The following is a 13,719-nucleotide window of genomic DNA, read 5'->3' on the forward strand; positions in this document are numbered from 1 at the left end:
CCATTTCCAGCTGCACCTTCTTGCCGCTTTTGACGCAGGCTTCGGCAATGCCGCGGCCCACGCCCACCGAGCCCGTGAAACTGATGGCCGCCACATCGGCATGGTTCACCAGGGCTTCGCCGATCACACGGCCCGGGCCCATGACCAGGTTGAACACACCGGCGGGGATGCCCGAGCGGTGGATGATGTCGGCCAGGGCCCAGGCACTGCCGGGCACCAGATCGGCGGGCTTCAAGACCACGCAGTTGCCGAAAGCCAGGGCCGGGGCGATCTTCCAGGCCGGGATGGCGATGGGGAAGTTCCAGGGCGTGATCAGGCCGACCACGCCGATCGGCTCGCGCGTGATCTCCACGCCGATGCCGGGGCGCACCGACGGCAGGGTCTCGCCGCTCAGGCGCAGGCATTCACCGGCAAAGAACTTGAAGATCTGGCCCGCGCGGCCGACTTCGCCAATGGCTTCGGGCAGGGTCTTGCCTTCTTCGCGCGCCAGCAGCTCGCCCAGCTCCGCCTTGCGCGCCAGGATCTCCGTGCCTATCTTGTCCAGGGCGTCGGAGCGCGCCTGTATGCCCGAGGTGGACCAGGCCGGAAACGCTGCAGCGGCAGCAGACACGGCGGCCTGCACATCGGATGCTCCGCCCTGGGCGTACGCGCCGATCAGATCGGACAGATCGCTGGGATTGGTGTTGGGGGAATAACTGTCAGCAGCCGTCCACTGGCCGTTGATCAGGTTGAGATGTGGGGTCATGGATATGCTCTTGATAGAGGAGCTTGCTGCGCCTGCTATTCATAGATCTCAGCATGAAAAGCATCTGAATTCCTGAATCAAAAAGCGTAACCAGCTCCTGTATTCATAGTCGATTCAACGGGCCCAGCGCAGCACCAGCGGATCCAGCCGGCGTGCGATGTGGATGAGCTGGCGGCGCACCTCGGGGTGCATGGGCGGCCAGGGCGAGCGCGGCGCATCGCAGGCGATCACGCCGCCTTCCTTCATCAGCGCCTTGGCGGCCAGAAAACCGGCCTGGCGGTTCTCATGGTTGATCAGCGGCAGCCAGCGCTGGTACTCGGCAAAGGCCTTGTCCTTGTCGCCAGCGCGGTGCGCCTCGATGATGGGGCGGATGCCATCGGCGAACCCGCCGCCGGTCATAGCGCCTGTCGCGCCGGCCTCCAGGTCGGCCAGCAACGTGATGGCTTCCTCGCCGTCCCACGGGCCTTCGATGGCTTCGCCGCCCAGTGCGATCAGCTCGCGCAGCTTGCCCGCCGCACCGGCGGTTTCCATCTTGAAGTAGCTGACCTGCGCTATCTCGCGCGCCATGCGGGCCAGAAAGGCGGGCGACAGCGGCGTGCCCGCGGCCGGCGCATCCTGGACCATGATGGGGATGGCTATGGCATCGGACACGCCCTGGTAGAAGGCCTGCACCTGGGCTTCGCCAAAGCGGAAGGTAGCGCCGTGGTAGGGCGGCATCACCATCACCATGGCCGCGCCCATGTCCTGTGCGCGGCGGCTGCGTTCGGCGCAGACCTTGGTACTGGTGTGCGTGGTGGTCACGATCACGGGCACGCGGCCGGCGACATGCTCCAGTGCCGTGCGCGTGAGGGTTTCGCGCTCCTCGTCCGAGACCAGGAACTGCTCGGAGAAGTTGGCCAGGATGCACAGGCCGTCGACGCCCGAGTCGATCATGAAGTCCAGGCAGCGCTTCTGGCTGGCGAGGTCCAGCGTGCCGTCCTCGTGGAAGGTGGTGGGCACGACGGGGAAGATGCCCCGGTAACGGGGATTGGAGAGTCCGGGCATGCTGCGTCTCCTCAATCGATGATGTGGAACTGGTCGAGGTACTCGGTCTTGAGCGTGAGGCCCAGGCCCGGCACGTCGTCGCGCAGCTGCAAAAAGCCGTTGTCGGCAATCGGCTCGCCGTCGAAGATGTACCAGAACAGCTCGTTGCCGACTTCCACATCGAAGATGGGGAAGTACTCGGCCATGGGCGAGGCCAGCGTGCTCATGGTCAGGTGGTAGTTGTGCATCTGGCCCGCATGCGGGATCACAGGCACGGAATACGCCTCACACAGGGCGTTGATCTTGTGCGCCGCCGTGATGCCGCCCACACGGTTGGTGTCGTACTGCACGACGGAGACAGCCTTCCTGTCCAGCAGCTGCTTGAAGCCGTAGAGCGAAAACTCGTGCTCGCCGCCCGAGATGGGGATGATGTTCATGGCGTTGAGCTCGGCGTAGCCGTCGATGTCGTCGGCGATCACGGGCTCTTCCAGCCAGCGCGGCTCGAACCTGGCCAACTTGGGCAGCATTCGCTTGGCGTACTCCAGGTTCCAGCCCATATAGCACTCCAGCATCAGGTCGGTGTCGTAGCCGATCACTTCGCGGATGGCCTCGACGGACTTGAGGTTCTCCTTCACACCCTCCTGCAGATGGGCGGGCCCGTAGCCGAAGCGCATCTTGAAGGCCTTGAAGCCCTGATCCAGGAATTTCTGGGCTTCCGCCTGCATCTCTTTCAGGTCGGTGCGGTAGAGCTTGCTGTAATAGCAGGGAATCTTTTCCTTGGTTCGCCCGCCCAGCAGCTTGAACACGGGCTTGTTCACGCTCTTGCCCAGGATGTCCCAGATGGCCAGGTCCACGGCCGAGATGGCGGCCATGGTCACGCCCTTGCGGCCCCAGGCATGGGTGGCACGGTACATGCGCTGCCACAGGTACTCGTAGTCCCAAGGGTCCTGACCGATGACCAGGGGCGCCAGGTACTCGTCGATGATGGCCTTGGCTATTCTTGGCGCCAGGGCCACATTGCCCAGACCGATGATGCCGTCGTCGGTTTCGATCTCGACCACGGTCCACGAATGAAAGCGGAAGGTACTCATGGACTCGGTGTTGGAGTACACCAGATCCATGGCGTTGGAGCAGAAGTTGCCCTGGGGCGGAACGGTCTTGCCCTTCCATTCATAGACACGGGCGCGGACGGACTTGATCTTCATACAGACCTCGAAAGAAAAGAGTCGGAAGGACAGGCGGCCCAAGCCGCCGGGAAAACGGGCTCAGACGGCTGGGGCAGCCTGGCGATCGCGGTGGGCGGCCCCCATGCGTGCGGCGATCTGCAGCGCCTGCCAGGTGGCTTCCACATTGGCCTTGCCCTGGCCTGCGATGTCGTAGGCCGTGCCATGGGCCGGCGTGGTGATGGGAATCGGCAGACCGCCCTGCACCGTCACCCCGCGCGAGAAGCCCAGCAGCTTGATCGCTATCTGGCCCTGGTCGTGGTACATGGTCACGATGGCCTGGTACTCGCCGGCCTGGGCCTTGAGGAAGATGGTGTCGGCCGGAAACGGGCCGTGGAACGGCGCATCGCTGGGCCAGTCGCGCGCCTGCAGGGCCTGGACTGCGGGCCCGATGATGTCGATTTCCTCGCGGCCGCAGGTGCCGCCGTCGCCGTTGTGCGGGTTGAATCCGGCAATCGCCACCTTGGGAGCAGCCAGGCCGCTGGCGCGCAAGGCCTTGTAGATCAGCTCGGCCGCCTGGCTGATGCGCTCCTGGCTCAGATAGCCGGCCACATCCTTGAGGGGTACATGCGAGGAAATACGCGAGGTCCAGAGATCACCCAGCGTGTTGAACTCGCAGAAGTAGCCGGTCACGCCCAGGTACTCGGCAAAGTGGTGCAGCTCGTCCTCGTGGCGCAGACCGCCCAGCTTCATGGCCTGCTTGTTCAAGGGCGCAAAGCAGATGGCATCGATATCACCGGCCAGGGCCGCATCCATGCATTGGTCAAGCACCTGCAGCACCGAGCGGCCGCCCGCCGCCCCCACCTGCCCCGGCACCACATCGACCTGGGCGACCGTGTCCACGGCCACAAAGGCCGGCAGCCGCGTATCGGCACGCTCGCGCGCAGCGGACAGGCCGGCCAGCGGAACCGTTGCAACCTGCAGTCCGGCGATGCGCTGGCCCTGCTCCCAGAGCCAGGGATCGCCTATCAGCACCAGGTTCGCCTGCTGCGTGGCCTGCGGCCTGGCCAGCAAACGCGCAATCAGTTCGGCGCCGATGCCGGAAGGATCGCCCAGGGTCAGGGCGACAACGGGAAGAGAAGCCTTGCTCATGCTCAGTCCAGCTTGATGTTGTTCTTGCGAATGATGTCGCCGAAGCGCTTGTACTCGGCGAGGTGAAAACTGCCGAAGTCGGCCTGGGGCATGGGCCGCAGCTCGGCACCCACGGCTTCGAGGCGGGTCTTGGTCTCGGGCATGGAGATGACCTTGTTGACCTCGTCATGCACTTTCTGCTGAACCGCCTTGGCCGTGGAAGAGGGCATGTAGATGCCGTACCAGGCGCTGATTTCCACGTCGCGCAGACCCGCTTCGGCCATGGTCGGCACCTGGGGCAGCTGAGGGTTGCGCTGGGGCGAAGTGACCGCCAGAGCACGCAGCTTGCCGGCCTTGATCTGGCCTATGACCGAGGGCATGGTGTCGAAGCTCATCTGCACCTGGCCGCTGACCAGATCGACCAGGGCCGCGGCGCTGCCCTTGTAGGGTACATGGGTGATCTGAATGCCTGCGGCATCCTTGAACACCTCGGCAGCGATATGCTGGGTGCTGCCCGTTCCACTGCTGGCGAAATTAATCTGATTGGGATTCTTCCTGGCCATGGCCACCAGCTCCGCCACCGTGTTGGCGGCAACGGAGTTGCCCACCACCAGCACATTGGGCACGGAGCCGACAAAGGCCACGGGAACCAGGTCCCGGTTGTTGTCATAGCCGAGTTTGAGCAGATGCGGTGCGATGGCATGGGCTGTGACCACGCCCATGACCATGGTGTGGCCGTCCGTGGACTTGGCCGTCATGTCCACGGCCAGCGTGTTGGAGACGCCGGGCCGGTTCTCCACGATCACCGGCTGCTTGAGCAGCGGCCCCAGCCTGTCGGCCACGGCGCGGGCCATGGCATCGGTGCCGCCTCCGGGCGCGGACCCCACCAGCATGCGCACGGGCTTGACGGGCCAGTTCGCAGAGTCCTGGGCCTGGGCCTGCCAGGGCAGCACGGCGGCGCCGCACACAGCGGCTATGGAAAGTAGATGACGTCTTTGCACATTTGTCTCCTTGGCTTTTTTATTTCATCGCAGCCCGATGCTAGGGAAGGCGCTGATATGCGTAAATTGAAAGTTATTGATTAATCGATAACCTGAAGCAATAAGAAGCCATGCCATGGGATCGATAGACAAGCGCGACAACACGCCACAGTTGCTGAACCGGCTGCGCATGCGCCAGGTGGCCTTGATACTGGCCATCGACGAGCGCCAGACCTTGCGCGCGGCAGCGGCTGAGCTCGGCCTGACCCAGCCTGCCGCCACCAAGATGCTGCAGGAGCTCGAAGACGCCCTGGGTCAGCCCCTGTTCGAGCGCGTGGGCCGGCGGCTGCAGCACAATGCGGCCGGAGAGCGGGTGCTGGAATATTTCCGTTCGCTGCGCGGCAATATCGAGGCCCTGAATCGTGAACTGGGCGAGCTGCGCCAGGGAAGCTCGGGACGGCTGGCCGTGGGCAGCATCATGGCCGCATCGCCCGGGCGGCTCACCCAGGCCTTGCTGGAGCTGAAAAAGCAGCTGCCCCTGCTGGAGCTGGAAGTGGCCGTGGATACCAGTGATCGCTTGCTGGCCCAGTTGCGTGAAGGGGTGCTGGAGGTGGTCGTCGGGCGCATGACCAATGAAGCCGGCAGCGATTGCAGCTTTCGCGCCATCGATGACGAGCAACTGGCCTTCATCGTGTGCGAGGGACATCCGCTGCTGTCGCTGCAGCGCCCCGCCCTGCAGGCTTTACAAGGGTATGGCTGGGTGATGCAGCCGCCTGGCAGCCCCATGCGCAGTTTGATAGAGCAGGAATTCCGCGAGCACAGTTTGCCGCTGCCACGCGGCCTGATCGAAACCGGCTCCATACTCACCACCATCAACCTGGTGCGAAGCTCGAACATGGTGGGCGTGATTCCGCGTACGGTGGCGGACCTTCATGCCGCCCACGGCATGCTGCATATCCTGCCGTATCAGACAAGGCGCAGCCTGGAGGCCTACGGCAGCCTGATACGCAAGGATAGACCTATCAGCCGATCGGCACAGATGTTCCTGGATCTGCTGCACCGTCACGACGCAGCGGCCTGAACAAAGGCCTGGCCTCCAGAAAAGTCGATTCTGCGCAAGGGCCGGTCCGATCCGGCGCCCCGTGTCCTGGCCCTCAAGCGCAATGCCCAGCCCCTCGCCTCGGGGCTGCGCATTCAGGCCCGAAGAGCACTAGCCGCCCTGGCCCAGCTCCCGACGCAATGCCGCAGCCCGGCGCGCATGCTCCGACTCGCCGGGCCGGCCCAGACTGCGGTGCAAGGCGGCAAGATTATCCAGCAGCGGCAGCAGGCGTGCATCGCTGCCACCCAGCGCCTGCTCCATCAGACCCAAGGCCTCGATGAACATGGGCTGCGCTTCCTGAAAACGACGCTTGCGGTATGCCAGGCCGGCAAGGCCGTTGAGCACGCCTGCCTCGCCCACCCGAGCCTCGGGATTTTCCTGCTGTCGGTACAGCGCCAGCGATTGGGCATATAGCGTCTGCGCCTGCTCCTCGTGGCGAAGGGCTTCGGCCATGCGCGCACGGCTGGCCAGAAGATGCGCCTGCCACAGCACATCGGGTGCATGCCGGTCGGCAATGGCCTGCGCCTGCTCGAACAATGCATGGGCTTGCGCATAGTCCTTGTTCTGCGCCCGCCACAGACCCAGCTCGTTAAGCACCTGGGCCAGAACCAGGGCTTGCGGATCCTGCTGCATCAGCACCTCCCTGGCGCGCTCGTACTGCGCGGCAGCCTGCGCATCGTCACCCTCTCGGTGGTGCAGCCTGGCCCGGGCCAGCAAAACCGGCACCAGACTCCTGCTGCCGTCACCTGCCCGCTGCAGCAGCGCCATTGCCTGGTCCAGGGCCTGCTGCGCTGGCTGCAAGCGGCCTTGCTGCTCCTGGCTGTGCGCCAGGGCCAACAGGGCTTGCACGCGGGTCGCCACATCGGCCTGGGCCGCAGCATCGACCGGCAGGGCCGACAGTTGCTGCAGATAGGCTTGCGCCTGGTCATGTTCGTCCAGACTCGCGAGCAGATCACCCAGGGCCTGCAGCGCTTTTTCGCGCAGCGCCAGCGAGACGGCATCTGCCGGCAGGGCCTGTGCCACTTCGAGAGCCCGCCGATAGCTCTGCACTGCCTTGCGCGGTTGCTGCATGGCCTTTTGCACATTGCCCAGATTCCAGGCCACGGATGCGGTATTGGCATGCGTGCCCAGGCTGATCTGATTCAGCTCCAGCGCCTTGAGCAGAGACTGCTCGGCTTCGGCCTTGTGGCCGCGGGCCTGCTGGATCAGTCCGAGCAGATTCAGACTGCTGGCCATATAGGGCCGCTGCCCCTGGCGTTGCTGCTCTGCCAGCTCCAGTGCCTGACGCGCGGTTTGCTCGGCGGGTTCATACGCCTGCTCGTTCTGCTGGCGCAAGGCCTTGTCGTACAGGCCCTGCCACTGCGCAGTCTGAGCAAGCAATGGCGGGCTTGCCGCCACGCTGATCAGCAGCGCCAGCGGCACCAGAGACACCAGCACGGTCCAGGACGGCAGCCGGGTCGGCCTAGACATGAATCTCGCAATGCGTTTGCACATAGCCATGCACCGTTACAAACGCAGCTCGCGCGGCTGCTGCCGCACGCCCCCTGGCCGCAGGGTCCAGCGGCACGGCATCGAGCTGGGCGCTGAAGGCCTTCCAGCTCGGGGCTCGTCCCTGGGCATGCGGTGCCAGATGACGCGCGCCGAATTCGGCATTCAGCTCCAGCGCTGCAGCCGCCTTGAGCAGAAAGGCGGCCCCCAGGTTGGAGCCTTCCTCCACATACAGCCAGCCCAGGGCCATGGCAAGGTCCACGGCAGCACCCGGCGCGAACACCGGTGCGTCCAGATTCTGCGGCAGGGCCTGACCCAGATCGCTCAGGTCCTGGATGACCGCATTCAGACGCTGGCGCCCGACCAAACCCGGCAGCAGGCGATTGAGCTCCGCGTGGTCAAACAGTGCCGCCACATCGCGGTGAAAGCGATATTGCACCTGCAGAAATTGCGCATAGCGCTCACGGCTGGAAAAAGGCTTGGCAGCCATGATGCGCCTATCCAGCGTGCCGTGACTGGCGTGTGAGGCAGACCGCAGCAGAGCACTCAGCCCCTCGGTTTCTATCGTCGATGTATCCATGGGACATTTCGCTTTCCGTCATAAAGGCGGGCACCGCCTGCTCCAGATCCGGTGCCCGCCTGCGCTTTCATCAATAGGGGTAAATGAAGGGTTTGTGGCTGAAGGTCCAGCCGCTCTTCTCGGCAATGCGGAAGGACCATTGCATGCCTTCGCTGGCCTTGTTCAGATCGGCCGCAACAGGCACGGGAGACGGCACCTGCATCACCAGGCTGAACTCCACCGTCTGGCCCTTGCGAATCACCTGAGCGTTGCTCAAACCCTGGAAGCTCAGTGCATAGCCGCTCTGCACCGAAGTCGCAGCCAGATCGGCGATGGTGTAGTCGCCGCCGAAGGCCGTCAGGCGATAGCGCTGCACCGCCATCGGCACACCGCCTTTCAGCTCATGCTGCCAGATGGGGAATGAGGCGTTCTGTACGGACGCATAGGGGAACAATTGCTGTGGCAGACGGTTGGGATGCGATTGCTCGCCCAGCGTGCCCGAATTTGTGGGCGAACCCAGGTATTCAAGCAGCAGGCTGGGATAGTTCTGACGCTCCGCGGCGTGCAGCGTCATGGCAAAAGGACCGGCAAAGGCCATGCCGTCACTGATCGCCAGCTGCAGCTCATAGGCACCAGCCACTGTGGGTGCAATGCCGATACGGTCAGGGCAGGTCCATTGACGCAGGGCCAGTCCCTTCTCGATCCAGCTGGCAAACGTGGAGACCGTCGCGCCAGGCCACTGGTTGCTGCCAGTGTTTCCGCACACATAGATGCCTTCAGGCGCCCGCAGCTTGCTGCCGGCAGGTTCACGCGACAGAGTCCACAGATAGGTCAGTGTGTCGCCATCCGGGTCGTAGCCGTTGCCGTTGAACAGGAAGCTGTTCCAGATATCGGCAGCGTCTGGCGAATCGCCAAAGCGCAGCTGCCTGCCGGTCTGCCCGATGACCAGAGGCTGCTCCTGGGTGTAGAGAGCATCTGCCGCCAGACGCGCGATGGGCGCATTGTTCCTAGTCTTGACGATCACGCTGAGCTGCGTGTCCAGGGTGGAGACGCCATCAGAGCTGGGCGTCCCATGCTCATCGGTCACGACCAGCGAGAAGGAGTACGGACCCGGTTTGTCGGCCACAAAACTGGGGTTCATGGCTGCTGCATTGCTGAGCTTGGCGGTGCTGCCATCGGGCTTGTCCAGCATGGTCCAGGCATAGCTCATGCGGTTGTTGTCGGGGTCGATGCTGGCCTCGCCCGTCAACGTGACCGTGGTGCCCACGCCAATGGCACTCGCGCCCCCCATGACTGCGGCCTTGGCCACTGGCGGACGATTAGCACCATTGAGCACGGTAAATACCTGCGTCACCGGCTCGCTCCACTCCTTGCCGTCGTTCACGCGCAGCTGCACCACGTAGTTGCCGTAATGCGTGCCGGTGAAATTGCCCCAGGTGGGGTTGAATTTGGTGGCAGCATCAAAGCCCGCAGGCGCGGACAGCAGCGTCCACTCGCGCGTCAGCGTGTCCTCGTCCTTGTCCTGCGAATAGACGCCGGTGGGGGCGACGGAGGTGCCCAGCTCAGTTTCGAAAGACTTGGCGAAGGGACGGGAAATGACGGCCACGGGCTTGGTGTTGGGCGCGCCGTCCGGCTTCTTGACCTTGACCTGAACCCCGCTGAAAGCCGTGGTCGTGCCGTCATACACCACCAACGTCAAGCGGTAGGTGCCGGCGAAATCAGGCGTCAGCGTCGGCCTGGCCGTATTGCTGCCCTCGATCACGGCCTGCGAGCCCCAGGGCCGGCCCGCAGGAGCGAAGAACCAGCGGTATTGCAGGCTGCTGCCCTCCGCATGGGTGCTGGCCGAGCCGTCGAGCTGCACGCGCTGACCGCGCACCGCATTGTCGATATTGGAGCCGGCCTTGGCCACCGGAGCCGTGTGCATCTGGTTGGCGTTGATCCTGACCGTCACCGGCTGGCTGCTCTTGCTGCCATGCGTGACCACCAGCGTGGCGCGATAAAGGCCCACCACATCGGGCAAAAAGCGAGGCTGGGACAGATGAGGATTGTCCAGCACGGCCTTGCTGCCATCCGGCTTTTCCACCAGCGTCCAGTTGAAGCGAAGGTCAGCGGCGCTACCTCCTGCGGGCGGCTGGCTGGCCGTGCCGTCAAGCTGCACCGTGGTGTTGACCAGTTGCGCCAGCTCGGGCAGCACCACGGCCACCGGGTTGGGGTTGCGCACTTCCAGCTTGACGCTGACCTCGTTGCTCGAGGTCACCGCATCGCTCACACCGAGACTGATGCTGTAGTTGCCGGGCAGATCGGGCGTGAAGCTGGTGCCAGCGGCGGTCGGTGTCGCCAGCGCGGCCGTGCTGCCAGCAGGGCGCTCCGTAACTTTCCATTGATAGGTCAGTGTGCTGCCATTGGCTGGCGTGCTCGCAGAGCCGTCGAAAGTGACTGTGTCGCCTGCGCTTGCCGTGGCAGCGGAGGCCGTGATACGGGCCGTGGGGCGGTTGAGGCTGCCCGTGCCGCCACCATCATCACCTCCACCTCCACCTCCTCCGCCGCCACAGGCGGCCAGGAACATGGAAAGGCCAAGACCCCAAAGGACATGGCGAGACAAGAATTTCATGGCTGAAATTTCCTTTGCAATAAAGCAGGCTGATGCTGCGAAAGAATCGAAGGCAGGCACGCAGACAGGCGTGCCATGCGCGCTCAGAACTGCAGGGTCACGCTCAGGCGTGCCGTGCGCCCGGGCGCCGGAACCATGCCCAGGCTCAGGGCATCCAGGTAATAGCGATCCGTCACGTTGTCCACGTTGAAGTCCACATTCACGCGGTCGCTGAGCTTGTAGCTGGCAAAGACATCCCAGAGCACATACGAGTGCCACGGCACGACCTGGTTGAAGCCCTGGGCGGTTTCGTTGTTGAACTCCGGTGTCGGATTGCGCTTGCCCATGAAGGTGCCGCGCACTCCGACGGTGAGCTTGCGCTCGAGCAGACGCGCACCCAGCAGGGCACTGGCGTGCCATTTGGGCGGAATCATGTTGTTGACATAGCTGTTGGCGATGCCGTAGTCGGTGCAGGTGTAGCGCCGGAAACTGCCAAAGTGGCAGGTCTCGATGAAGGTATAGCGCGTGCCGCTGGCCTCCATGAAGATCGCCCCCATGTCGTAGGAGCCCGAGACCTCGAAACCGTCGAAGCTCACGCTTTCGATATTGCGCAGGGTGAAGAACTGGCGGCCGGAGCCTTCTTCCCAGGTGTTGGGGAAGGTGCGGGTGAGATAGTCCTTGGTGGTGTTGCTGAAGTAGGCCAGCTTGGCGCGCAGCTTGTCGCTGCTGCGCCAGACCCCATCCTTGAGGAAGTTGATGCCGATCTCGCGATTGAGCGTGCGCTCCGGCTTGAGGTGGATGTCCTGCGAGGGAGAGACGGAGTAGCCCGCCGTGGTCTCGAACAGGCTGGGCATGCGCATGGCACGTGCATGGCGTGCATACAGCTGCACGCTGGGCGTGACATCCCATAGGGCGCTGAACATGGGCGATGTACCGTTATTGCGGCTGTTCATCATCAGCGGATCACAGCTTCCTGTGCCCTTGCTGTCCACGCAGTAAGCGCTGTCGGGGCTGACCAGCATGGGCTTGTCATCGCGCGACTCGAAGCGGGTATGGCGCAGCCCTGCTCCCAGGGTCACGCTGGGCAGCGGCTTCCACTGAAGATCGGTGAACAGGCTCCACTCCGTGCGCCGTCCCATGCGCCCGCCTGAGCTGAGCATGTTGCCGGTGGCAACGCCGTTGACCTTTTCCAGCTGCGCGGCAAGTCCGTAGTCCAGCTTGATGCCGCCAGAGTTGCCAAAGCGCATGCTGTTGCTGACGTCGAAGCCCCAGCGCTTGTAGTTTTCGGAGCCGGCGCCGAACATCTCGTTGACGGTCTCTTCCGAGTAGTTCTGATTCAGGCTGTCCGTGTTGGTGTGCCAGAGATTGCTGCTCAGGTTCAGCCAGTCATTGTTCTCGGGGTTCCAGCGGTGACGCAGGGTATAGGTGTCTGCGGTCACCTTGCTGTTGGAAGTCTGGGCCACCTGACCCAGCCACAGCAGCTGGGACGGCATCAGCTCGCCATAGGTGCTGGTGTAGCGCATATAGCCGACTTCCAGCTCCTGATCGTTGGGCAGGTACAAGCGCGTCTTGAGCAGCACCGACTCGTTCTCGTGATTGGTGTTGACAATGCGCTCGCCACCACGAAAACGCGTGGCCCCCACCACCTTGGGCACCACCTCGGTATAGAAGCCGCGGTTATAGGTTTCCGAAAGATCCAGCGAGGGCACCGGCCCCTTGGTACCCGCGTAATAGTTGCCCTGGCTGCGGCGTGCGTAGGCCGCGACGATATCGGCTTTCTCGAAGCGCTTGGCAAGCGCGATGCTGCCAGCCCAGCTCTTGGCCTGCATCAGGCCGGGCCGGTTCATGCTCTCGGTGGGTGGCACCACATTGGCAATGTTGAAGGGGCCGTCACACAGGCTGGCAATCACGCAGTTGGTCCGATAGACGCCTCCCGTGCCGTTGCTGGAACTGCCCCCGGTATTGAACCCCGCCTTGGTACCCGGTGCAGGTGCCGAGCCACTGTTGTTTCCGATCAGGCTGCCGCGCAGACGGATACCAAAGGTCTGGCCGGGGCGCACGATGTCATCGGCATTCAGGGTACGAGCGCTGACCAGCCCTCCCACTGCACCTGTGCCCTGCGCGCCCATGACAGGCCCTTTTTCAATCTGTATTCCGCCGATCAGATCAGGGTCGATATAGGAGCGCGAAGCGACGCCCGCATAGCCACGGTAGACCGTCGTTTCCTGACGTGCACCATCGACGAGCACAGGCACACGTCCCTGCCCCTGCATGCCGCGGATGTTCACATCCAGGCCGCCGCTGTTGCGGTTCTCGCCAATCAGCACACCGGGAGTGCCCTGGAAGATATCACCCACAGAGGTTCCGCGAAAGCGTTCGATGTCTTCGCGCTTGAGCACATTGCTGGATCCTGCCGTGCGGTACTGCCGGTCCTTCTCATCCCGTTCGGCATCGGCCAGAACCAGCACAGTTGGCATGACGCGGCCTGGTGGTTCCACCTCCTCTGCATCCAGTGCAGCAGCTGCGTCTGCCTTGGTGCCAGACACAGGCTTCAGCCTTACCACCCCATTGCCCGCAAACACCGGCGCAAAACCGCTGTCGCGCAATAGTCTGGTCAGTGCCTGGCCCGGCGTCATCACACCCCGTACGGCCGGAGCGGACAGACCTTGCAACTTTTGCGGATCGAAGACCAGACGCAGTCCGGCCGCAGCCCCGAGAGCCACCAGCGCCTGGCCAAGGTCTCCTCTGGGAAGATCGAAATCCACGCGCGCCTGAGCGGCATTGTCCTGTGCTGACGCGGCAGGCAGGGCCGGATTTTCGTCAGCCCAGGCCTGCCCCATCAAGGCCATGCTTATGGCTATGGCTATGGACGTACGGCGTCCCTTGGCGCATTCATTGAATTGGCGACTGTATGTCTTCGGCAGAGCACTTTCGGCCCCTG

General features: G+C 63.8%; 10 protein-coding genes. 1 reads left to right on the forward strand and 9 read right to left on the reverse strand.

Translation table 11 applies throughout. From position 1 onward, the window contains the following. The 5 genes from FSY45_RS25615 to FSY45_RS25635 form a co-directional block, all read right to left on the reverse strand. Positions 1–745, reverse strand: a 745-nt coding sequence (locus tag FSY45_RS25615) for an aldehyde dehydrogenase family protein (protein WP_148748526.1), incomplete at its 3' end; no start/stop codon positions are given. A gap of 114 nt (positions 746–859) precedes the next feature. Next, complete coding sequence (locus FSY45_RS25620) at positions 860–1,789, reverse strand: dihydrodipicolinate synthase family protein (protein ID WP_046461832.1); 930 nt, start codon at positions 1,787–1,789, stop codon at positions 860–862. An 11-nt stretch (positions 1,790–1,800) separates the two neighbouring features. Continuing rightward, a complete protein-coding gene (locus FSY45_RS25625; protein ID WP_003071411.1) occupies positions 1,801–2,973 on the reverse strand; it encodes an L-rhamnonate dehydratase in 1,173 nt (390 codons plus the stop codon). Positions 2,974–3,033: 60 nt separating this feature from the next. Then, complete coding sequence (locus FSY45_RS25630) at positions 3,034–4,083, reverse strand: 4-hydroxythreonine-4-phosphate dehydrogenase PdxA (RefSeq protein ID WP_046461833.1); 1,050 nt, start codon at positions 4,081–4,083, stop codon at positions 3,034–3,036. 2 nt (positions 4,084–4,085) lie between these two features. Then, complete coding sequence (locus FSY45_RS25635; protein ID WP_034363697.1) at positions 4,086–5,063, reverse strand: tripartite tricarboxylate transporter substrate binding protein; 978 nt, start codon at positions 5,061–5,063, stop codon at positions 4,086–4,088. Between the two features lie 115 nt (positions 5,064–5,178). Here FSY45_RS25635 and FSY45_RS25640 point away from each other — a divergent pair, with 115 nt between their 5' ends. Beyond that, complete coding sequence (locus FSY45_RS25640; RefSeq protein ID WP_046461834.1) at positions 5,179–6,123, forward strand: LysR family transcriptional regulator; 945 nt, start codon at positions 5,179–5,181, stop codon at positions 6,121–6,123. A gap of 129 nt (positions 6,124–6,252) precedes the next feature. On the opposite strand, the gene FSY45_RS25645 is transcribed toward FSY45_RS25640, so the two are convergent. From FSY45_RS25645 to FSY45_RS25660, 4 genes are all read right to left on the reverse strand, one after another. Beyond that, positions 6,253–7,611, reverse strand: a complete 1,359-nt coding sequence (locus FSY45_RS25645) for a tetratricopeptide repeat protein (protein ID WP_187427616.1) — start codon at positions 7,609–7,611, stop codon at positions 6,253–6,255. Further along, positions 7,604–8,209, reverse strand: coding sequence for a biliverdin-producing heme oxygenase (locus FSY45_RS25650; RefSeq protein ID WP_046461836.1), 606 nt, complete (start codon positions 8,207–8,209; stop codon positions 7,604–7,606). Before FSY45_RS25650 ends, FSY45_RS25645 begins: the two co-directional genes overlap by 8 nt. Positions 8,210–8,279: 70 nt before the next feature. Continuing rightward, complete coding sequence (locus tag FSY45_RS25655; RefSeq protein WP_131667125.1) at positions 8,280–10,799, reverse strand: PKD domain-containing protein; 2,520 nt, start codon at positions 10,797–10,799, stop codon at positions 8,280–8,282. An 83-nt stretch (positions 10,800–10,882) separates the two neighbouring features. Continuing rightward, positions 10,883–13,627 carry a TonB-dependent receptor gene (locus tag FSY45_RS25660; protein WP_046461838.1) on the reverse strand — a complete coding sequence of 915 codons (2,745 nt, stop codon included), beginning with the start codon at positions 13,625–13,627 and terminating at the stop codon, positions 10,883–10,885. Positions 13,628–13,719 lie beyond the last annotated feature (92 nt).

The sequence above is a fragment of the Comamonas sp. Z1 genome (genome assembly GCF_008121555.1).
In the GTDB taxonomy this organism is placed as follows: domain Bacteria; phylum Pseudomonadota; class Gammaproteobacteria; order Burkholderiales; family Burkholderiaceae_C; genus Comamonas; species Comamonas thiooxydans.